Below are 21,040 nucleotides of genomic sequence, written 5' to 3'. Positions count from 1 at the left end.
GAAATGAAAAGCCCGCCAGATTGGCGGGCTTTTTGTTTTTAGCCTTGGCTGCGTCGCGACTTCATCACCAGATACGCGACGGCGAGAAGCACGAACCAGAGCGGCGTGACTTTCAGCGCGGCTGCAGTGTCCGGCTCTTGCGCCAGCGCCCAGAGAATGAAGGCGAAGAAAGCGAAGACCATCACGACGGCTGCGCGTCCGCCGGGCATCTTGAATGTGGACTTTTCATGCAGGTCCGGGCGCTTGCGGCGATATTGCAGGTAAGACGCCAGAATGATCGACCAGATGAAGATGAAGAGCAGCGCCGAAATCGTCGTGACGATGGTGAAGGCTTCGATGATGCTTTGGCCAGCATAAAGCAGAACCACGCCTGCGAGCAGGAAAACGCACGAGAAGAACAGCGAATTGACCGGTACTTGCCGCTTGTTGAGTTTGGCGAGCGCTTTCGGCGCGAGTTTGGAAGTGGCAAGGCCGTAGATCATGCGCGAGGTTGAGTAGATGCCGGAATTTGCGCTCGACGTTGCTGAAGTCAGCACGACGAAATTCACGACATGGGCTGCGATGCCGAGACCGGCGAGCGAGAACATGGCGACGAACGGGCTTGAATTCGGATCGACCTGATCCCACGGAATGACGGTGATGATGACGAACAGCGCACCGAGATAGAACAGTACCACGCGGATCGGGATGGAATTGATTGCCTTGGGCAGATTGCGCTCCGGGTCCTTGGTTTCAGCGGCGGCGGTGCCGACGAGCTCGATGCCAACGAAGGCGAAAACCGCGATCTGGAAACCGGCAACGAAGCCGAGGAAGCCATTGGGGAAGAACCCGCCATGGTTCCACAGATGGGCGACCGATGCCTGACTTCCATTCGGAAGCGTAAAGCCGGTCGAGAGCATATACACGCCTGCGATGATCAGCCCGACAATGGCGACAATCTTGATGAGGGCAAACCAGAATTCGATTTCACCGAAATTGCGCACGGTCGGCAGATTGAGCGCCAGAAGCGTGAAGATCAGTCCGAGCGCCGGTATCCAGAGCGCCAGTTCCGGGAACCAGAACGAGACGTAGCCCGAAACGGCAACCACGTCGGCCACACCGGTCACAATCCAGCAAAGCCAATAGGTCCAGCCGGTGAAGAACTGTGCCCACGGCCCTAGGTAATCGCCTGCGAAATCCGCAAAGGAGCGATATTCGAGATTGGACAGCAGGATTTCGCCCAATGCGCGCATGACGAAGAACAGCATGAAGCCGATCACGGCATAAACCAGCAAGATCGAAGGGCCTGCCAGCGAAATGGTCTTGCCCGAACCCATGAAAAGGCCGGTGCCGATGGCGCCGCCAATGGCGATCAGCTGCAGGTGTCGGTTGGACAGATTGCGTGCAAGATGGGGTTCCTCCTCCCGATGTGGATCGACAGAAGGCTTTGATGCGATATTCATTCAAACGCCTCTTGTTTCTGGCGGACGCTGGAAACTACTCCCGCTCGCGCGAGGAAAAGCGCCCTTTCTGTCCAGCCTTTTCAGCCAGACGGCGCCTTCTGATAGACGATGCGAACGCTCCTGTGAACAGCGCAGAATGTAGCAATTAGAATCATATCGGATAGAGAAAGGCGCGGACTATCAATCAGCTGATAGCTCAATCCTATTGAGGAACGGCAATAATTTAGGGATTTGAGCTCTTTTGTGGCCAGGAAAAGTCGTCCGCTCGTCCGGGTGAAGGTTTGCTCTCAGTCCGGGCTGGCCGTGTGGCTTGCGGACGCGCTGCGATGTTGCCACCAAGCAAAACGCCGCTTTCGTCCTTATCAACGTCCCGAATGCTGACCGGTGCCACGCGATCAACCGGCTTGGACGGGTCATGCGTGCCTGCCGCGGGCAGGGGCTGGTCCTCTTCCTTTGCACCGCCGAGATAGGCGCGAAGCGGCTTTTCCGCATAGAAGGCGAGCTTGCGCTTGCCTGCCGAAGTTATGTTGATGCCGTCATTGCCGCGCAGACGCGCGGTCTGACCGTTAATATCGAAGCCGGTCTGGGTGAAATTACCATCCTCATCGACAAAACCATCCCAGACATCGGCAAATTTTCCGCCCGCCTTCTCGGTGGCGGTGCGATAGATTTCATTGAGCGCCAGCATATCTTGCGACATGCCTTTCGGGCGAAAGGGTGGCTGCCCTATCCACACCAGAGGAAAATGCTTGTCGTTGATCACCTTGATGAAGGCGGCGACGCGCTTTTGATATTCTTCATTCCATTCCGGGGATCGGGCTGGCAGACTTAAGCCTTTCTCGGTGATTGCCTGTCTGTCGTTGGAACCGATCATCACGACGACAGCAGCCGGTTTCTCCTCGTCCAGTATCTTGCCGATATTGTCGGGCCAGTCGAAATGATCATTGCGCACAAAGCCGGAGGAGCCATTTATCCGGGTTACAACCTGAAGATCGGGGTCCGACGCGAAAGCAACATCAAGGCCTTCGGCCAGACCGTTGCCGATGAAATCACCGACAACAAGAACCTTTTTGGCATCTGGCTTTTTCTCGACGAACTCGACTGCCGGGGTCGCAGCCGGTGGTGGCGTCGGTCGTGAAGCGGGAGAGGTGGTCTTGGGCCGCTTCGCCTTTGGCCGGGCGCGTTGTGGAGCGGGCTGCTGATATTGGCGCTGTGGCTGTGCCTGCCGCGAGCCGAACAAGAGATCGAAAAGCGTGCGCGGACGTTCCTGTGCAGAAGCCGTGACGATGCCTGAGAACAGCAGAGCTGCGACTGCCAGCAGGACGCCAGCAGCGTTCACCATTCGTCTCCCAATCCGATTTTCGCGCATCAGTCTTGCCTTCATGGCCTGTATATTAGCTTGGCTGTTTGGAAAAACAAAATGGGGCGCACTTGATCAGAAGCGCGCCCCATTTGATAATTTAACCCGACAGTCTAGCGACGGCGCAGGACCGACAGAACTTCCTTGCTCGGATGACCGTCCGGCTGAAGTCCGTTGCGCTGCTGGAAGGCTTCGATGGCCGCCCGCGAAGTGGAGCCGATCTTTCCATCGATATTGCCGTCATAATAGCCGAGCGCTTTCAGATGCGTTTGCAATTCCTGCCTCTCGTCCATGGTAATCGGCGTGAATGGGCGATTCCAGTCCTGACGAAGTCCCTGATAGCCGCCGATGCGGTCGGCAAGCAGGCCGACAGCAAGTGCGTATTTGTCGGCGTTGTTATAGCGCTTCAAGACGAAGAAATTCTTTGTCATCAGGAAGGCGGGCCCCTGACGGCCATCCGGCACTTTCAGCGTTGCTTTTTCGCTCGGATCGGGGAAGGCGCGTCCGTTGGCACGAACGAGACCGATCTTCTGCCATTCGGCAATCGAGAGTGAGCCGGAAGGGAACTTGCGTCCTTGTGGCAAGGCTACTTCGTAACCCCAGCTACGGCCTGGCTGCCAGCCATTGCGATGCAGGAGGTTGGCCGCTGTGCCCAGCGCATCTGGGATCGAATTCCAGATGTCACGCTTGCCATTGCCATCCATATCGACGGCATAAGCCTGATAGCTCGTCGGGATGAACTGTGTGTGGCCGAGCGCACCGGCCCAGGAACCGGAAAGATGGCCGCGGTCAATATCGCCGGTCTGGAGAATCTTCATTGCAGCAATCAGCTGTGTGCGGCCATATTTGGCGCGACGCTGGTCTGCATAGGCAAGCGTTGCCAGCGAACGGACGGCATCGCGCATGACGTCATCACGCTTGAGAATTTCGCCGTAATTGCTCTCCATCGACCAGATGGCGAGCAGGATATTGCGATCGACCGAGAAACGCTGTTCGATGCGCTGGAGCCACGGACCCCATTTGCGCGCCATGTTCTGGCCGACCGAAACGGAATGTTCGTTCACGCGGTTATCGACGTAGTTCCAGACCGGTTCGGTAAATTCGGGCTGATAGCGGGCCTTCTGCAGCACGACCGGGTCTGGCGCATCCACGCCGCGAAATGCGCGGTCGAACGTGGAAGGCGAAACACCTGCATTTATGGCGACAGGGCGAAAACTGGCGACCCATTGGCGAAATTTCGCATCAGCCAGTGCGGAACCGGTCGTCAGCGTTGAGGCGAGCACAGCTATCGCAACCGTTGCAGCTGCTTTCAGCTTCATCGTCTGGCCCACCGTGAATGGAAATCGCAGCATTCTGTGTTTCCCTTCTGCAATCAAATTTAGCCGATACCGGCGCGTTTCCCTTCGACCTGGATTCTGCCCGCTCCGGATTGCATTATTCAATTAATACCATCCTGTGTTGAATTTGAGCCAGCAGAAAATTCCGGATCGAACCGTTGAACGTTCAATTTAGAACCTGTCGGTTAGCAATTGGTTTACCATCGCGGCCTTGCTTTAAAATTCGCTAAAGTTTCGAAAAATTTTTGAATCAAGCAACATTAAGGTCGGGTCATTGAATGTGATGGGATGGGTCACGCAATTTCGTCGTTCTTTAATGAAAAGGCCTTATTTGAAATTCAGTCGTTTCAATGCTTTGATAGTAAATCTGAAATAGTGAAATCGAGGAGAGGAATGAGTTCGATCCGAAAAATTCGCAAGGCCGTGTTCCCTGTTGCAGGTCTTGGCACCCGCTTCCTGCCCGCCACCAAATCCATCCCCAAAGAAATGCTGACGGTCGTCGACAAGCCCGTCATTCAGTATGTGGTCGATGAGGCGCGCGAAGCTGGTATCGAACATCTGATTTTCGTCACCGGGCGCAACAAGGCGGTCATCGAAGACTATTTCGATGCGCAGGTTGAGCTTTATTCCACGCTCGCAGAGCGCGGCAAGAAGGCGGAACTGGAGCATCTTCAGGATATCCAGCCGCAGCCGGGAACGACAAGCTTCACCCGCCAGCAGGTGCCGCTCGGTCTTGGCCATGCAGTCTGGTGCGCTCGTGAGCTCGTCGGTGATGAACCCTTCGCTCTCTTGCTGCCAGATATGGTCATGCAGTCGAAGAAGGGCTGCCTGAAGGAGATGGTCGAGCTTTACGAAAAGACCGGCGGCAACGTCATCGCCGTGCAGGAATGCGACCCGGAAGAAGCGCATAAATACGGTATCGTCGGCAAGGGCGAAGCCATCGGCAGCGGTTTCGAAATCACGCAGATGGTTGAAAAACCTGCCAAGGGCACGGCGCCTTCCAATCTTTACATCAATGGTCGCTATATCCTGCAGCCGGAAATCTTCGAACTTCTGAGCAAGCAGGAAAAGGGCGCTGGCAACGAAATCCAGTTGACGGATGCCATGCTGAAGCTTGCCGACGCACAGAAATTCTTCGGCTTCGATTATCAGGGCCTGACATTCGACTGCGGCTCCAAGGCTGGTTTCATCGAAGCCAACGTTGCCTTCGCGTTGTGGCGCAACGACATTCGGCCTTCCGTCGAAAGCTCGATCGGCAATCTGCTGAACACCATCAAACCAGCCTGATATAACCAGTCAAATCTCTGGTCACGCCCCCTGCAAAGGGGGGCGTTTTTTTTATGGTCGCGGGTATTATTTCCGTGAAACTTGCTTTTTTTGACAATGACAATAGGCTTTTGGCCTAGTACGTACCCAAAAAAGTGTGAAACATCTTTTGGGTGCAATCGGTCAAACAGGTTCCTCCCCCTCATAAGGAATAAAGCATGCAGGAATTCCAGCAGACGATGGGTGCAGGCGCGCTCATCTCGATAGCGGTGGGCGCTGTTCTATTATTGCTTTTGCTCATCATCCGGTTTCGTGTCCATGCCTTCGTAGCGCTTATAATCGTCAGCCTCTTGACGGCGCTCGCGACCGGCATCCCGGCAGGCAATATTCTGACGACAATCACTTCCGCCTTCGGGTCAACCCTTGGCGGGGTGGCACTTCTGGTCGGTCTTGGCGCAATGCTGGGCCGGTTGCTTGAAATATCCGGTGGCGCACAGGCACTGGCCGACGATCTCATCCGACGGTTCGGCGAAAAGCGCGCGCCTATGGCGCTTGGCATCGCGTCGCTCATCTTCGGCTTCCCTATCTTTTTCGATGCGGGATTGGTCGTGATGCTTCCCGTGGTCTTCACCGTCGCACGGCGCCTTAAAGGAAGCTTGCTTCTCTACGGTATTCCGGTCGCAGCGGCCTTTTCGGTGATGCACGTTTTCGTGCCGCCGCATCCGGGCCCGGTGGCCGCATCCGAGCTTCTGGGTGCAGATGTGGGGCTTCTCATCCTCGTCGGGATCGTGGTCGTCATACCTGTCTGGTTCATTGCCGGGCACCTTTTTGGTGCATGGATCGGCAAGAAGATCGTACTTCCGATCCCCGATAGTTTTGATGCCGGGAAAAACGGAGAAGAAGCTGTCAATCCTCCGAGTTCCGGCTTGGTCATGTTGCTGCTTCTGCTGCCGCTGGTTCTGATCTTCATCAATACGGGGCTCGATTTTGCCCGCGCGCAAGGCTGGGTCAGTGCCGATGCAAACTGGTATCAGCTGGCGCGAATGATCGGATCGACGCCGGTTGCTCTCCTGATTTCAGTGCTGGTGGCATCCTATGTGCTCGGGCCACGGCGCGGCAGAGATGCAGCCAGCGTCGAACGCATTCTCGATTCGGCGCTCGGTCCGGTGTGTTCCATCATCCTGATTACGGGCGCAGGCGGCATGTTTGGCGGTGTTCTGCGTGCTTCCGGCATTGGCGACGCCTTGTCAAATGCGTTCGCCGATACAGGACTGCCTGTCATCGTGGCAGGCTTCCTGATCGCAACGATTTTGCGCGTAGCACAGGGGTCGGCAACGGTAGCGCTGATAACGGCTGCCGGGCTTATCCAGCCTGCCGTTCAGGCTGCCGGATATCACGGGCTTGAGACCGCCGCAGTGGTGATTGCCCTTGCTGCAGGGTCGGTCATGCTCTCCCACGTCAACGATTCCGGTTTCTGGCTCGTCGGTCGTTTCTTCAATATGGACGTCAAGACAACGCTGAAAACCTGGACGGTTCTGGAAACCCTTATCGGACTTCTGGGCTTCGGCATGGCGTGTATTCTGTTCTGGCTCGCTTAAACTCACGATAATACGGCATCCCGAAAGGGGTGCCGTCCTATCTCCACACTAGAGCATTTCCTGCTTTGATTGAATTATTGGAAATGCTCTATCTGTTTGTTTTCAATCATGTCTTTATCCCGAAACTGGTTCCCACTTTCGGGAGACATGCTCTAACGCTGCACCTTCACGCCGAGATAGACACTGTCGGCGGTATATTCGCGATCGGAAATCTTGCTTGTCAGGAATTCGTGACGCAGGCGCGCATCCAGCCCGACAAACCGGTTGATCCAGTAGGTTGCCCCGATCTGCGCACCGATCGTGTAGTCGGTTCCGGTGCCATCCTTGTTCTGCCGGATATTCGCGTCGAGCCTGCCATTGAGGCTCAGGTCTGAACGTATGCGGTGCGTCACATCGAGGCTGGCAAAATGCAGGAGTGATCCTGCAATGCCGGGCGTGGTCGAAGTATCGACCATTGTCTGCGCATAGAGGCTCACATCGGTTCCGCGTAGCGGTGACCAGTTGAGCGCTGCATTGATCGACGGTCCGCTGATGTCGCCAAGACGAGAATCATCGCTGTTGGCGCGCATGTAACCGGCGGCGAATTCGCCGTTCAGCTTTTCGCCCATATCCAGCATCATACCGCCACGCAGGGCAAATTGTGATCCGCTGCGTTCATAGCCGTTGCTGTCTACCTTCTCGTCGAAGATGCGCTTGCCCAGCTCAACTTCAGTGAAGGGCTTGATTGCCGGGGACAGGCTGAAACCGCCGCGCAGCGTAATGCTGGCATAGGTGTTGTCGCGATCCTTCTGGCTGACCGTGCCGCCGGAGGACAATTCCGCATCGCCATAAATATTGTGCTCGACCCGTCCGGTTGCGCTGCCGAAGATCAGGCCCATGTCTCGTTCGACGCCGAGGCTTCCATTGAGTGTGTGAACCAGAGGCCGTTGCAATGCGCCGACGACCCCGTTCGGGCTTGACGCGCTTTCGCGGCGCAGCCGATAGCCTGCGCCAGTGTTGACGGTCGTCTGATCACCGAGATCGAAACGCAGTTTGCCCTGAATATCGACCTGCGGTTCGGAAACGTCTTCGCCTGAAATGGACTTGGCCCATGTGCCCGAAGCATCGAGTGTTGCCTGATGGCGCGCCCAGTCCGACTGTGCATTGAGCCGCAACGTGGTTTCGTTGAGAACGGCGCTGGAACCGCTTGCGCTGTTGTCGCCGTTGGTCGTGACACGGATACCCTGTTCCAGCGACGGTCGCAGGATAAACGAACCGGTGCGAATGCCGACCGGCGCGAACGGATCGGCTTCCTGCGTGGAGCTGCGCCCCTGCTCGGGCGATTGCCGGAGATTTTCGCGCTGTGCCCGGCCCGTTTCGTCGCTTGCGTCGGTATCGACCGAGCCAACACGAATATTGTCGGGTTGAAGCGGCTGACGGTCCTGCGGCACGGGAACGGTCGGAGCGGTTTGTGTTGTGGCGGCCGGGTCTGCCGCTGTCGTGTTTTCAGGTGGGGTATAACTGTCGTCGGTCGTCTCGCTGGCGCCGTCATCATATCCGGGCGCAGCAAGCCCGCGATTTGCGAGCGTTTCCGGCGAGGAGGCTGAAAGCACGTCCTCGGCAACGCTTCCGCGCAGATAGGCTTCCTGAGCAAATGCAGAACCATGACAGATTGCTATCGCCACGCCCGACAAAAACAGGCATTGCAGCCTGCGGGCAATGGGCGTCGAACCGCCAGAAGGGGTCTTGGCAAATAGCATGTCGTGTTTTCAAACCGTCGCAACGTGGTAGATGAACGGTAAAGGCACATGGTTAATTCTTGGTTGCTGCGGCTGAATTCATGGCGATGCTCGCTGCACAAATGTTTGGACAACTGACTGTGAAAAAGTTAACCCTTGCCGCCATGGAAAAGCTCGATCAGATCATCCCTCCGGCAGATGCGGAAGCGACTATTGCTTCGGCGCTGCGCACCATAAAGACCGAAAATGCGGGCCTCGCAGCGCTTGAAGAAGCGCTGAACGACGGCCTTTCCGGCCCCTTTGTCGAAGCGGTGAAGCGTATCGTCACCTCGCGCGGACGTCTGGTCGTTACGGGCGTCGGCAAGAGCGGCCATATCGGCTCCAAGCTCGCTGCTACTTTTGCCTCGACCGGTACTTCGGCATTCTTCGTTCATTCGGCGGAAGCCAATCACGGCGATCTCGGCATGATCGACCGCGACGATGTTATTTTGGCCATCTCATGGTCGGGTGAAACGGCAGAATTGAAGGGGATCGTCAATTATTCGCAGCGCTTCCGCATTCCATTGATCGCGATTACCTCACGTGAGGATTCTGCGCTTGGTCGTGCTGCGGATGTCGTGCTGCTCTTGCCGAAAACTGCCGAGGCCTGCCCGCATGGTCTGGCACCCACGACCTCAACCATGATGCAGCTTGCCATCGGTGATGCGCTGGCAATAGCACTTCTGGAAGCGCGCGGCTTCACCCCGAGTGACTTCAAGACATTTCATCCCGGTGGTTCGTTGGGGGCAAGTCTTATCCATATCCGCGATATCATGCATCGCGGCGAACGCCTCCCGCTGGTGGAAGTGGGCACCTCTCTGCCGGACGCGATGAAGGTTCTGGCGCAGAAGAGTTTTGGGTGTGTTGTGGTTGTCGACGGTGGTGGTGATCTGGCAGGCATCGTCACAGACGGCGATATATCGCGCAATCTGAGCCGAAACCTTGCGGCTTTGGCGGTTGACGACGTCATGACACGCAAGCCCAAGACGGTTGACCAGAACATGCTGGCGACGGCGGCACTCAACACCATCAATGAAAATCACATCGGCGCACTGATCGTCACCGAGGCCGGACGCCCGATCGGGCTTGTGCATTTCCACGACCTGCTGCGGATCGGCGCTGCTTGATAGAGTATTGAGGCATTATATTTTGTAGGGCAGACATATTGCCCTACTGCCTTATTCTGCCACTTCAATCTCCAGCGAGACCGGATCAAAAGCCACAACGCGGACTTCTGTTCCGGTTGGCAGATCAGGGCCCTTCACGCGCCACATCGTATCGTTGATACGGATACGCCCGCGACCATTGATGATCGGTTCGGTCAATGTCGCGCGCTGGCCGACCAGCTGTTCACCGCGGCGATTGAGTAAGGGCTCGTCGGCATCGGTGCTGCGTGAGCCAAAAAAGCGACGCCCCACCAGCACGAAAATGACGGCCAGAACCAGAAACACAACCGTCTGAAACTGCCAGCCAAACCCTGTCGTCGAAGACAAGAGAAAGGCGAGCGCACCGGTTACAAGTGCTGCAAGCCCGAACCAGATGAAGAAGAAGCCGGGCGCCGAGATTTCCAGAATGAGCAGGATCAGCCCGAAAACGAGCCAGTTCCATATGCCAAGGCCGGACAGAAATTCGATAATCATGGCGCCCTCTCTTCTTTTTTGAGCAGCTTTAGCGCCCTGCGGAGGGAACGCTGCGCGGGCGGGAAGGGGTCGGCGGCTGCGGTGCCGGGTCTACCGGCCTGCTGCCATCACCAAAGACTTCCTTGGCAATTGCACCAATGCCGCCGAGCGAGCCGATAAGGGCACTCGCCTCAAGCGGCATCAGCACGACCTTTTGGTTCTTGGCGCTGGCAATATTGCTGAGAGCTTCCGTATATTTCTGTGCAACGAAGTAGTTAAGCGCCTGTACATTGCCGTTGGCAACGGCATCGGAAACCATGGTGGTGGCTTTCGCTTCGGCTTCCGCGAGGCGCTCGCGTGCCTCTGCCTCGCGCTTGGCCGCTTCCAGCTTGCCTTCAGCTTCGAGAATCTGTGACTGCTTCTGACCCTCGGCGCGCAAAATCTGCGCGTTGCGGTCGCCCTCGGCTTCAAGAACCTGCGCGCGCTTGTCACGCTCTGCCTTCATCTGGCGCGCCATCGAGGTGACGATATCTTCCGGCGGATTGATATCCTTGATTTCCACGCGGGTCATTTTGAGGCCCCACGGATGGGCAGCTTCGTCGACGACTCGTAACAGACGATCATTGATGGCATCGCGGTTCGACAGCAGCTCGTCGAGATCCATCGAACCCATGACGGTACGGATGTTGGTCATCGTAAGATTGAGGATCGCATATTGCAGGTTCGCGACCTGATAGGCTGCCTGTGCTGCGTTCAGCACCTGATAGAAAGCCACGCCGTCAACGCCGACAATGGCGTTGTCACGGGTGATGACCTCCTGCGTCGGCACATCAAGCACCTGCTCCATCATGTTGAGGCGCGCGCCGATACGGTCAAAAAATGGCACGATCAGATTGAGGCCGGGATTGAGGGTGCGCGTATAGCGTCCGAACCGCTCGACTGTGAAGTTGAACCCCTGCGGCACGGTCTTGATACCGGCAAACAGCGTTGCCAGAACCAGTGCGGCCAGAATGAGCAGCGTGATATCGAAACCGGTCATTGATTGTTTCCCTTTTAAGGCATTAAGGCAGTAGGGCAATATGACAATAGATGCTTTAGCGCGGCAAACATACTGCCCTAATCGCCTATTGCCTTACACCCATCCCTGCAATTCGCGGCGCACCAGTGTCTCGATGACCTTCATGCCGTCTTCGTTGTCGTTGAGACAAGGAATATGGCTGAAATTCTCGCCGCCGTTTTCTAGAAATTCTTCAGCAGCCTCATTGCCGATCTCGTCCACTGTTTCCAGACAGTCGGCCACGAAACCCGGATTGAGAACGGCCATCGACTTGACCCCGTGCTTGGCCAGTTCTTCCACCGTTTCGTCGGTATAAGGCTGGAGCCATTCTTCCGGACCGAAACGCGACTGGAATGTGGAGCGAAACTGGCTGTCATCAAGGCCCAGCCGGGCCTGCAGCAGGCGCGATGTTTCAAGACATTGCTGGCGGTAGGGGTCGCCCTTGTCCGAATAGCTTTTCGGAATGCCATGATAGGATGCGAGGACCACTTCCGGCTTGAAGGAAAGTGTTTCCAGATGTTTCTCGATGGAGCGGGCCAGTGCTTCGATGTAAACGGGTTCCGTCTCGTAAGACGGGACGATGCGCACCGCTGGCTGGAAGCGCTTTTTCATGAGCGCTTCGAAGAACTTGTCATTCACCGTAGCGGTCGTCGTTGCCGAATATTGCGGATAGAGGGGGAACATGACGATCCGCTCGCAACCTTGCTGCAGCAGACGGTCGGTCACGCTTTCAATGGAGGGCTGGCCATAGCGCATTGCCCAGTCCACGACCACATTCGGATAGTCGGCAAGCGCCTTGGCAAGCTTCTCGCCCTGCGCGCGCGTATAGGTCCGCAGCGGAGATTCGTTTTTCTCGCGGTTCCAGATGCGGTCGTAAAGCTTGCCGGAACGCTTCGGGCGAGTGTTGAGAACGATGCCGTAAAGGATTGGATACCAGATAAGACGCGGCCATTCGATGACGCGGCGATCCGAGAGAAACTCGGCCAGATAGCGGCGCATTGGGCCGTAACTCGTGCCATCCGGTGTGCCGAGATTGACCAGCAGAACACCGACCTTGGGCAGTTTTGCCTGCACCTCAGTTTTGGTTGTCTGGCTGGGCTTCTCCTGCACTTTATCCATCTCACTCATCTTCCGACTCCTGTTCAGCCGGAAAACTAGAGAAAAAAAGACAAATTACAATCCTGACAATTGCCGCTGGCGCAATTCTATCGGCGCGGGTGTTTCCCGCGCCGTAAATATCTGAAACTTACGCAAGATATCGGGTGCTTATGCCGCCGCGCGACGCATTAGGGAGAAGCGCGAACCCGACGACGACGTGCAGTTGAGCTGCGTCGGAGAAACAAGTGCGCAGTTCACTTTTGAAGACGTGCCGCGCACGATGGAACGCATGTCGATCTCGACAAGCTGCGGCGACTGGTAACGGTAGTTGCCTTCGGCAAGCTTTTCGTTTGTGTCGGTGGAGCGGGTCTCGAAAATGCCGCCGTTGAACGACGAGACGATGCCGTTTGGATCGACCCAGCTGCCTTCGATGCCGGCAGGGGCGCGGGATACGGTCGGGACATTGCCGCCGACCGGGCCAGTCGTTTCACACGCGGCCAACGCCAGCGACATGACTGCAAGAGGGGCAATGATGCGGAAGCGTTTCATATCCATGCTCTCCATTAAAGCATTTTCGGGCCAGAACTGCGAAATGGCTGGCGTCTGAAATGCGTAAAACCAAGTATTTAGAGCGGCTTCAACGATTCCGTGCTGATTGGAACCGCTCGGGGATGGTTAGTTTGATGTATTGAAACTTGCACGAAAACAAGCCCTCATTGTGAGGAATGGGCCTCCGCCTGTCGATTTGTTGACAATGATGCAAGATCGCCGCGCAGAGTGGAAGGCTGTGCCCGATCTTTCCGTTTCGCTGTCACGACCCGAAAATCAGCATTGCCGATATAAACATCATGACGGCGACGATCACCGACGACGCTGAAAGTGCGCGACGAAGATAGTGCTTGAGCGCAGTACTGTTCTTGAACGAGACCATGGAGGCAATGGATTTCGTTAACTGGTAGAGAGCGAGATAGAGGACAATCGAGATTAGCCCGATCGTCCATCCAAACTGCACCGTCTGGCTGGGATGCCCCGGCACACCTAGAATCCAGGGCAAGACCAGAAGTCCGCAGATCAGAGCCATCAGATCAGGAAACCGGCTTACAGCCAGCCTTATCGTATTGCGGGCAAATATCGATAAACGCACATATTCCTCATGGAATGGCCCGGTCGAAGCCGGGCCAGCTTGATTAGCGAACCAGAATATTCCGGAATTGCCACGGATCCTTGGTATCGAGGTCTTCCTTGAACAGATGGCCGCGACCTTCCAGCGGTGTCCAGTCAGTGTAATAGCCGTTCAACGGACCCAGATATTGCATCTGGACTTCAAGGCAACGGCGGTAATCCATCTCGTCGGTCTCGACGATGCCGCTGCGCGGATTTTCCAGCGCCCAGACCATGCCCGCCAGAACGGCTGAGGAAACCTGCAGGCCAGTCGCGTTCTGATAAGGCGCAAGTTTGCGCGCTTCCTCTACGGTCAACTGCGAGCCGTACCAATAGGCATTCTTGTCGTGGCCATAAAGCAGCACGCCAAGTTCATCACTGCCGTCCAGAATTTCATGCTCTTCCAGAACATGCTGCACGGGTTGCGCCTTGCCGCTTGCGCCGAACATTTCGTCAAGAGCCAGAATGGCGTCATTGCTCGGGTGATAGGCGTAGTGACAGGTCAGGCGGAAATCAAGCTTGCCCTTCTTGTCGCGCAGCGTGAAAAAATCGGCGATGGAGATCGCTTCATTGTGGGTGACGAGCAAGCCATATTGCGCGCCGAGCGTCGGACACCAGGTACGAATACGGGTATTGCCGCCCGGCTGTTCAAGGAAAATTGCGGCCTTGTTGCCCTTCTTCTGCTTGCGGGCATTCTTGGGCATCCATTTTTCATGGCTGCCCCAGCCAAGCTCTGCCGGTTGTAAGCCTTCGGCGATGAACCCTTCGACGGACCATGTATTCCAGAATGTGTTGAAAGGTTTCGGCTCTTTTGCGCGTTGGGTATCGCGTTCGGCGATGTGGATACCCCTGACGCCGGCTTTTTTCATCAGTTTCGCCCAGCCGTGGCGATCATCCGCTGCCGGTTCGGTGAAATCGAGCTTCAGTTCAGTCGCAAGATCGACGAGCGCTTTCTTGACGAACCACGAGACCATGCCCGGATTGGCACCGCAGCAGGAAACCGCGGTCGTGCCGCCGGGGTTCTTGCGCTTTTCAGCGCGAACCGTTTCGCGCAGCGCATAGTTGGTTCGCGAGGCATTGTCTGCGTCTTCATCGAAATAGAAGCCGAGCCAAGGCTCCACCACGGTGTCGATATAAAGCGCGCCATGCTCTCGGGCGTAACGCATCAGATCGAGTGATCCGGTATCGACCGAAAGATTGACGATGAAAGGCTGGCCTTCCGTTTCTTTCAAGAGAGGTCCAAGAACCTTCTTGTAATTGTCCTTGGTGATTGCTTCCTTGATGAAGCGGATGCCCTTGTCATCGAGGATTTTGCGATTGGCGTCGCTCGGATCGATCACGACCATGCGCGACTTGTCGAATTTGAAATGACGTTCAATCAGCGGCAGGGTACCGCGCCCGATCGACCCAAAGCCGATCATGATGACAGGGCCGGTTATCTCGCCATAGACTTGCCATTTCGCTTTCGCCATTTTCTTCCTCTGAGGTGCCGCAGAATTGCGGTGTTGGGTTATCTTTAGCCCGGTTTAGCTTATGCGCGGGAACGATAACACAACTTCATAGAAAGAAAGAAACGTCACAAGCCTATGACATCAATACATGTTTAATGCGGATTGGCTTTTTAAGCCTCGATCAGCTGTGCGCGGATCATGCCGCGCAGCGAATTGCCGACGAGAATGTTGCGCGCATTTTTGAGCGTTTCGACGGTAACGATACCCTCTTCGACAACATTGTTGTTCAGCAATTCACGGCGCAGAACCCCGTCGAGGAGGCCGCATGACAGGGCGGGCGTCGTGCAGGTCGTGCCGCCAACATCGAGAAATATCGACGTAATGGTTCCCTCACAGACTTCGCCGCGATCATTGAGCAGGATGACTTCATCGATCTCCGCCGGCGAGTACTCCTCGCGCGCTGCGATATAGGCCTGCCGTCGCGTCGTCTTGTGGCGCAACAGAGTATCATTGTGATCAAGGTGCGTGCGGGCAATTGCGATTCGCCAGATCGTCTGGCAGGAGAGTGGCTCAAAAGGTATGGTCGAGACAGTGGTCACGCCATCGGGCGCAAGTGTCAGCCGCACCTTCAGGGCCTGCTCACCGGTTCCGCTTTCTGAAACCTTCTGCCGGACAGCTTCCATATTGCAGGAAAAACCGAGTTCACGGGCGGAATTTTCGAGACGCGCCATATGCAAATCGAAGCGTAAAACGCCCGAGAGCGGTTCCCAGCGCATGGTTTCGATCAGCTGATAATCCGGCTCCATGATCACAGCTTGCGCCCCGTGTGGCTCGACAGTGCCGCGAACCGTGCTTTCAGAAGACATTCCTCGTACTCCGCTTGCGCCGTGGAATCGAAGACCACGCCACCCCCGACGTTGAAGATCGCACGATTTTCATCGAGAAGCGAGATCGTGCGAATGGCAACGTTGAAACGCATCCGCCCGCTTGGCTCGATCCAGCCGAGCGAGCCGCAATAAATGTCGCGCGGCCCGGCCTCCAGTTTACGCAGGATTTCCATGGCGCTGATCTTTGGTGCGCCGGTGATCGAGCCGCATGGAAAAAGGGCTGCAAAGAGCGTGCGCAATGGCAGGTTTTCTTTCAGTCTGGCCCGCACGCGGCTGATCATCTGGTGGACGGTGGGATAGGTTTCGATGCGGAAGAGTTCCGGCACATCGAGCGATCCTACTTCGCTGACAAGCGAAATGTCGTTGCGAAGCAGATCAACGATCATGCGGTTTTCGGCCTGATTCTTCGGGTCGTTCAGCAGAAACTGGCGGTTCTGCTCGTCTTCTTCAGGCGTCGCACCGCGGGGCATGGTGCCTTTCATCGGATGGGTTTCAATCCACCCGTCGCCGTCGACTTCAAAGAAAAGTTCCGGCGAGCGCGACAGGACAACCGGTCCACCAAGATCGCAATAGGTCGCGTAGCGAACCGGCTGACGTTTTGCGAGCATGTTGAACAGGATCAGCGGATCGCCGTCCCATTCCGCATGGATCGGAAAGGTGAGGTTGCCCTGATAGCAATCGCCTTCGCGCAAGTGCTGGTGCAAGCGTTCGAAGCGGGGCGCATAGTCGTCAAACGACCATTGCGCGACCGGATCGCGCAGAAAGGTGGCATTGTCTTCGCCGCGGCCGTGCATAGACTGGTCGGAAGGGCCATCGAACACGCCGAAGCAGAGAAGCGGGGCATTGCGTCCCTCTGGCAGCAACGGCTTCAGCTTGGGCTCGAGAAGATAGCCGGCTTCATAGGATAGATAACCCGCAAGCCATTTTCCGGCATTATGGGCCGCCTGCATCGCATCCCATGCGGGTTCAAATTCATCCGGTGTGTCGGCGCGAATGATCGATGAGGGGGCCGTGAAAAGCACATCGCGGCCCGCCTTGTCATCCCGGAACAGGATAAGCGGCTTATTGCTTTGGTGAGTCACGCAAGTGCTCAGTCTTCCATGGCTTCAAGCTCGTCGATGATGCCTTCGATCACCGACAGGCCCTTGCTCCAGAAAGCCGGATCGCTTGCATCCAGACCGAACGGCGCAAGCAATTCCTTGTGGTGCTTGGTGCCGCCAGCCTTCAGCATGTCGAAATATTTCTGCTGGAAGCCCTTTTCCGAGTTCTGGTAGACCGCATAAAGCGAGTTCACCAGACAATCGCCGAAAGCATAGGCATAGACATAGAACGGCGAATGGATGAAGTGCGGGATATAGGTCCAGAAGGTCTCGTAACCCGGATTGAGATTGACGGCATCGCCAAGGCTTTCGCGCTGCACATCCATCCAGATTTCGCCGATGCGTTCTGCGGTCAGTTCGCCTTCGCGGCGCTCGGTGTGGACGCGACGTTCGAACTGGTAGAAGGCTATCTGGCGCACGACCGTGTTGATCATATCCTCGGCCTTCTGCGCCAGCATGGCCTTGCGCTCGCGCTTGTCTTTCGTGCGCTCCAGAAGCGAACGGAAGGTCAGCATTTCGCCGAACACGGATGCGGTTTCAGCAAGCGTCAGTGGCGTTGAGGCCATCAGAGCGCCCTGACCACCCGCCAGAACCTGATGCACGCCATGGCCCAGCTCATGTGCCAGCGTCATCACATCGCGCGGTTTGCCCATATAATTGAGAAGCACGTAAGGATGCGCAGACGGAACGGTCGGATGTGCAAAGGCACCCGGTGCCTTACCGGGGCGGACCGGCGCGTCGATCCAGTTCCTGTCGAAGAATTTCTTCGCAATCTCGGCCATTTCCGGTGCGAAATTTCCATAGGCGGAAAGTACGGTTTCACGCGCTTCATCCCAAGGAATGAGCGCCTGCGGCGTTTCCGGCAGCGGCGCGTTGCGATCCCAGTTTTCAAGCTTTTCGAGGCCGAGCCATTTGGCTTTCAGGGCATAATAACGGTGCGAAAGGCGTGGATAGGCGTCTTCCACCGCCTTGGCGAGTGCGTCTACCACTTCCCGCTCGACGCGGTTGGCAAGGTGGCGGCTGTCGGCAATATCCTGAAAACCGCGCCAGCGATCGGAGATTTCCTTGTCTTTGGCGAGCGTGTTGGTGATCAGTGTGAATGTGCGCAGATTGGCGGCAAAAGTCTTTGCCAGTGCATCGGAGGCTTTTTTACGCACGGCCCCATCGGCGTCCTGAAGCATGTTCAGCGTCGGCTCGATGCTGAGTTCCTTGCCATCGATTTCAAAGCGAAGCCCTGACATCGTTTCATCGAACAGCCGGTTCCAGGCGCTGTAGCCGGTAATCGACTTTTCATGGAAGAGCTGCTCCAGCTTGTCATCGAGCTGATATGGCTTGTCCATGCGCAGATCGGTCAGCCATGGGCGATAATGGCCAATGGCTTCGTTATCGCTCATCGCCTTTTCGAGAACTGCATCCTCGATGCGGTTCAATTCAAGGCCGAAGAAAATGAGATGGGTGCTGGCGTCGGTCAGCTTTTGCTGCACATCACCGAAAAGCTTCATGCGCTTCGGGTCGGACGTGTCGCCATAATAGTAGAGGCCCGCGAAGGAGCCGATACGGCCCATCAGTTCGTCCAGAGCCTCGAATTCCTTGATTGCATCGACAAAATTACCGCCATTGGCCTTGGCTGCTTCGTCGCCGAGCTTGCCTTTCCAGCGTTTCTCGAAGGCTGCAGCGTCCTTCATAGCCTTTTCGATATCGTTTTTCAGTTCTGCGCTGTCCGCAGACGGATAAAGATCGCCCAGATTCCATTCCGGCAGGTTGCCGAGGTCAGTCGTTTCGGCAGCAACCGTATCACTGGCCGGTGCGTGCAAAACCTTGTTGAAGGAAACGGATTCTGAAAAGCGGGTCATGAACATTCTCCAAGAGCATTTCCAGAAAAAGTGCGAAACGGTTTTTCGTCGGATAATGCGTACAAACAAAGAGATAGAGCGGTTCCACGATTCCGCGTTAACCGGAACCGCTCTACTAGGCCTCTTCTCGCATGTCTTGCCAGGATCGCCAAGAGGTGGGAAAAGCGCCTCGAAATTTTGTGATGGCCTGTCCCGCGGTGGATTGCAGAAAAGCAAATACCTGAATCGGGGAGTGGATTCAGGATACAATTTTTGTGAATGGGACGTTCAGGTACATTTAGTACCTTGCATTCGACGAAGGCTTGCCTCCAAATAACGCGCCTGGAATATGAGACATTTAAACTGTTTAAGTATTTTGGGCGTGGGAACTCCATAGGTTGATGATAGCTGTTAATGGCCACGCGCATACTCATAGCGGATGACGATCCGATTCATCGGCGCAATCTTGAAGCGATAGTCATGCGCATGGGCTATCGGACCATTCTTGCTGACGGTGGAGCAAGCGCACTCGGCTTTGTAAGCCAGCGTAAGGACATCGTCCTGATGCTGCTTGATCTATCGATGCCGGACATGGATGGCCTGACCGTTTTGCGCCGGATGCGCGAAGCTGGAAATAATGTTCCCGTTATCGTTCTTGTTCAGAATGATGATCTCCAGCCGGTTCTGCAGGCAATGAAAATGGGCGCGGTCGATTTTGTGACCAAGCCGGTCGCCTTCGAGCGTGTGCAGGTTTCGGTTTCCAATGTTCTGAAGATCGATGCGCTGACGCAGGAAATCCGCCGCGCCCGCTCATCCCTGAAAGCTCATCTGACACTTTCCGACATGGCGATCAAAAGCCCGGAAATGGAGCGGGTCAGCATTCTGGCACGTCGTGCCTCGGCGCTGGATGCACCGCTTCTGATCGAAGGAGAGCCCGGCAGCGGCAAGGAAACACTGGCGCGCGCTATTTGCAGCGGCGGTGCCCGCTGGCGTGGCCCTTTCGTGGCCGTTGATTGCCGCACCTTGACCGTCGACAATGCCGACGAAGTTTTCTTCGGCGTTTCGACTGCACGGCGCGACCGCCGCGAGGATGATGTCATCCGCAGCCTCGGAAAACTCGTGGAAGCCGATGGTGGGACGCTCTTTCTGGATGAGGTGGGTGCGCTGCCACGCCACACGCAAATCAAGCTTTTTGCCGCCATGCAGTCCGGCCAGTTTGAGGCCGGCGGCGGAGGCGAGCGCACGTTGTCCAACGCCCGCATCATGGCATCGAACAGCCGCCCTCTGGCCGATCTTGTCCATATGGGGCGCTTCCATGCAGGGCTTTACCATCTGCTCGGCTCCTTTGCCATTGCTATGCCGTCGTTGCGCAACCGTCTGGAAGATATTCCGATCCTGCTGCATCAGTTCATGATGCGCTATGTCAGCGAAGAACGGATGGGGCATATCACCGGCATCACGACCCATGCGTTGGAAAAGCTGAAGACCTATCATTGGCCCGGCAATGTGCGGGAGCTGAAAAATGCCGTTTATCGTGCCGTCCTTCTCTGCGAGACTGGCGAACTGACGGCAGCTGATTTCGCACAGATCGGTGCGGGGGCAGAGGCTGCAAGGGCAGTGCAGCAATCGGTTCGGTTCAACCTTGTCGATCACGATCCGACGGTGAGTGGTCAGTCGGGCTTGTTCAGCGGGATCGATGGGGCAGGCGAGGTGCGCACGCTTGCCGCAGCCGAAGAAGAAATGATCCGGTTCGCGATTGCTCATTATGACGGGCAAATCAGTGAAGTTGCCCGTCGTTTGGGCATTGGAAGAACCACACTTTACCGGAAGCTGAAGGAATATGGCATCGATGTGACGTCGATTTCCGGCAAGGGACCGGGTGCCGATGAGGAGGGGGAAACGACCCCTTTCAACCGTGCTGCCAGTTGATGAAACTCTGCGTAACCAATTGAATTTTAGTCATTTATAATAGATTGGCTGTCACGCCTGGCAGGTACTGTTGCCGATTAAAGACTGTTAATAATTTTTTAACCATGACAAAAATAGATGCGCCTGTGTGGCTTTTTTGCCATGGT

General features: G+C 56.2%; 17 protein-coding genes. 4 read left to right on the top strand and 13 right to left on the bottom strand.

The features are described 5' to 3' along the window. Positions 1-38: 38 nt before the first annotated feature. The 3 genes from cycA to AC1RHM_RS05895 form a co-directional block, all read right to left on the bottom strand. Positions 39-1,442: a D-serine/D-alanine/glycine transporter gene (gene cycA / locus AC1RHM_RS05905; protein ID WP_010660664.1), complete on the bottom strand. Its 1,404-nt coding sequence runs from the start codon at positions 1,440-1,442 to the stop codon at positions 39-41. 223 nt (positions 1,443-1,665) lie between these two features. After that, positions 1,666-2,784 (bottom strand): SGNH/GDSL hydrolase family protein, encoded by a 1,119-nt coding sequence (locus AC1RHM_RS05900; RefSeq protein WP_343723836.1) that lies wholly within the window; start codon positions 2,782-2,784, stop codon positions 1,666-1,668. A gap of 131 nt (positions 2,785-2,915) precedes the next feature. Beyond that, positions 2,916-4,154, bottom strand: coding sequence for a lytic murein transglycosylase (locus AC1RHM_RS05895; RefSeq protein WP_012093563.1), 1,239 nt, complete (start codon positions 4,152-4,154; stop codon positions 2,916-2,918). Between the two features lie 378 nt (positions 4,155-4,532). Here AC1RHM_RS05895 and galU point away from each other — a divergent pair, with 378 nt between their 5' ends. Together galU and AC1RHM_RS05885 are read left to right on the top strand one after the other, a co-directional pair. Then, the gene (gene galU, locus AC1RHM_RS05890) at positions 4,533-5,426 is read left to right on the top strand and encodes a UTP--glucose-1-phosphate uridylyltransferase GalU (protein WP_012093562.1); all 894 of its coding nucleotides are present in this window, start codon (positions 4,533-4,535) and stop codon (positions 5,424-5,426) included. A 197-nt stretch (positions 5,427-5,623) separates the two neighbouring features. Continuing rightward, on the top strand, positions 5,624-7,003 hold the full coding sequence (locus AC1RHM_RS05885; protein ID WP_010660668.1) for a GntP family permease: 1,380 nt from the start codon (positions 5,624-5,626) through the stop codon (positions 7,001-7,003). 152 nt (positions 7,004-7,155) lie between these two features. Here AC1RHM_RS05885 and AC1RHM_RS05880 read toward each other — a convergent pair whose 3' ends face one another. Further along, on the bottom strand, positions 7,156-8,742 hold the full coding sequence (locus AC1RHM_RS05880; protein ID WP_151663963.1) for an outer membrane beta-barrel protein: 1,587 nt from the start codon (positions 8,740-8,742) through the stop codon (positions 7,156-7,158). Between the two features lie 143 nt (positions 8,743-8,885). On the opposite strand from AC1RHM_RS05880, the gene AC1RHM_RS05875 reads away from it, so the two are divergent. Then, positions 8,886-9,887 (top strand): KpsF/GutQ family sugar-phosphate isomerase, encoded by a 1,002-nt coding sequence (locus AC1RHM_RS05875; RefSeq protein ID WP_010660670.1) that lies wholly within the window; start codon positions 8,886-8,888, stop codon positions 9,885-9,887. A gap of 51 nt (positions 9,888-9,938) precedes the next feature. On the opposite strand, the gene AC1RHM_RS05870 is transcribed toward AC1RHM_RS05875, so the two are convergent. From AC1RHM_RS05870 to AC1RHM_RS05830, 9 genes are all read right to left on the bottom strand, one after another. After that, a complete protein-coding gene (locus tag AC1RHM_RS05870; RefSeq protein ID WP_010660671.1) occupies positions 9,939-10,400 on the bottom strand; it encodes an NfeD family protein in 462 nt (153 codons plus the stop codon). 28 nt (positions 10,401-10,428) lie between these two features. Continuing rightward, positions 10,429-11,418, bottom strand: coding sequence for an SPFH domain-containing protein (locus AC1RHM_RS05865; protein ID WP_343723837.1), 990 nt, complete (start codon positions 11,416-11,418; stop codon positions 10,429-10,431). Positions 11,419-11,511: 93 nt separating this feature from the next. Continuing rightward, positions 11,512-12,564, bottom strand: coding sequence for a ferrochelatase (gene hemH, locus AC1RHM_RS05860; RefSeq protein WP_258125012.1), 1,053 nt, complete (start codon positions 12,562-12,564; stop codon positions 11,512-11,514). A gap of 138 nt (positions 12,565-12,702) precedes the next feature. Further along, on the bottom strand, positions 12,703-13,083 hold the full coding sequence (gene omp10, locus AC1RHM_RS05855) for an outer membrane lipoprotein Omp10 (protein WP_343723838.1): 381 nt from the start codon (positions 13,081-13,083) through the stop codon (positions 12,703-12,705). A gap of 262 nt (positions 13,084-13,345) precedes the next feature. Continuing rightward, positions 13,346-13,678, bottom strand: a complete 333-nt coding sequence (locus AC1RHM_RS05850) for a hypothetical protein (RefSeq protein WP_010660675.1) — start codon at positions 13,676-13,678, stop codon at positions 13,346-13,348. A gap of 43 nt (positions 13,679-13,721) precedes the next feature. Then, a complete protein-coding gene (locus AC1RHM_RS05845) occupies positions 13,722-15,167 on the bottom strand; it encodes a homospermidine synthase (protein WP_010660676.1) in 1,446 nt (481 codons plus the stop codon). 149 nt (positions 15,168-15,316) lie between these two features. Continuing rightward, the gene (locus AC1RHM_RS05840) at positions 15,317-16,012 is read right to left on the bottom strand and encodes an aminotransferase class IV family protein (protein WP_036588086.1); all 696 of its coding nucleotides are present in this window, start codon (positions 16,010-16,012) and stop codon (positions 15,317-15,319) included. Further along, positions 15,955-17,115: an aminodeoxychorismate synthase component I gene (locus AC1RHM_RS05835; protein ID WP_492332492.1), complete on the bottom strand. Its 1,161-nt coding sequence runs from the start codon at positions 17,113-17,115 to the stop codon at positions 15,955-15,957. The genes AC1RHM_RS05840 and AC1RHM_RS05835 overlap by 58 nt, the downstream gene beginning before the upstream one ends. An 8-nt stretch (positions 17,116-17,123) precedes the next feature. Beyond that, positions 17,124-18,986: a M3 family oligoendopeptidase gene (locus tag AC1RHM_RS05830; protein WP_343723840.1), complete on the bottom strand. Its 1,863-nt coding sequence runs from the start codon at positions 18,984-18,986 to the stop codon at positions 17,124-17,126. A gap of 393 nt (positions 18,987-19,379) precedes the next feature. Here AC1RHM_RS05830 and AC1RHM_RS05825 point away from each other — a divergent pair, with 393 nt between their 5' ends. Next, positions 19,380-20,894, top strand: a complete 1,515-nt coding sequence (locus AC1RHM_RS05825; RefSeq protein WP_343723841.1) for a sigma 54-interacting transcriptional regulator — start codon at positions 19,380-19,382, stop codon at positions 20,892-20,894. Positions 20,895-21,040: the final 146 nt, after the last annotated feature.

The organism is Brucella sp. GW823-FHT04E01 (assembly GCF_058796175.1).
Note: the sequence above shows the minus strand (reverse complement) of the source record. Positions and strands in the feature narration are given on the sequence as shown.

Coding starts and splice junctions, on each gene's coding strand:
- galU (WP_012093562.1), top strand. CDS start 4,533: ATGAGTTCGATCCGAAAAATTCGCAAGGCCGTGTTCCCTGTTGCAGGT.
- AC1RHM_RS05845 (WP_010660676.1), bottom strand. CDS start 15,167: ATGGCGAAAGCGAAATGGCAAGTCTATGGCGAGATAACCGGCCCTGTC.
- AC1RHM_RS05895 (WP_012093563.1), bottom strand. CDS start 4,154: ATGCTGCGATTTCCATTCACGGTGGGCCAGACGATGAAGCTGAAAGCA.
- AC1RHM_RS05825 (WP_343723841.1), top strand. CDS start 19,380: ATGGCCACGCGCATACTCATAGCGGATGACGATCCGATTCATCGGCGC.
- AC1RHM_RS05830 (WP_343723840.1), bottom strand. CDS start 18,986: ATGACCCGCTTTTCAGAATCCGTTTCCTTCAACAAGGTTTTGCACGCA.
- AC1RHM_RS05885 (WP_010660668.1), top strand. CDS start 5,624: ATGCAGGAATTCCAGCAGACGATGGGTGCAGGCGCGCTCATCTCGATA.
- hemH (WP_258125012.1), bottom strand. CDS start 12,564: ATGAGTGAGATGGATAAAGTGCAGGAGAAGCCCAGCCAGACAACCAAA.
- AC1RHM_RS05900 (WP_343723836.1), bottom strand. CDS start 2,784: ATGGTGAACGCTGCTGGCGTCCTGCTGGCAGTCGCAGCTCTGCTGTTC.
- AC1RHM_RS05875 (WP_010660670.1), top strand. CDS start 8,886: ATGGAAAAGCTCGATCAGATCATCCCTCCGGCAGATGCGGAAGCGACT.
- AC1RHM_RS05880 (WP_151663963.1), bottom strand. CDS start 8,742: ATGCTATTTGCCAAGACCCCTTCTGGCGGTTCGACGCCCATTGCCCGC.
- omp10 (WP_343723838.1), bottom strand. CDS start 13,083: ATGAAACGCTTCCGCATCATTGCCCCTCTTGCAGTCATGTCGCTGGCG.
- AC1RHM_RS05870 (WP_010660671.1), bottom strand. CDS start 10,400: ATGATTATCGAATTTCTGTCCGGCCTTGGCATATGGAACTGGCTCGTT.
- AC1RHM_RS05865 (WP_343723837.1), bottom strand. CDS start 11,418: ATGACCGGTTTCGATATCACGCTGCTCATTCTGGCCGCACTGGTTCTG.
- cycA (WP_010660664.1), bottom strand. CDS start 1,442: ATGAATATCGCATCAAAGCCTTCTGTCGATCCACATCGGGAGGAGGAA.
- AC1RHM_RS05840 (WP_036588086.1), bottom strand. CDS start 16,012: ATGTCTTCTGAAAGCACGGTTCGCGGCACTGTCGAGCCACACGGGGCG.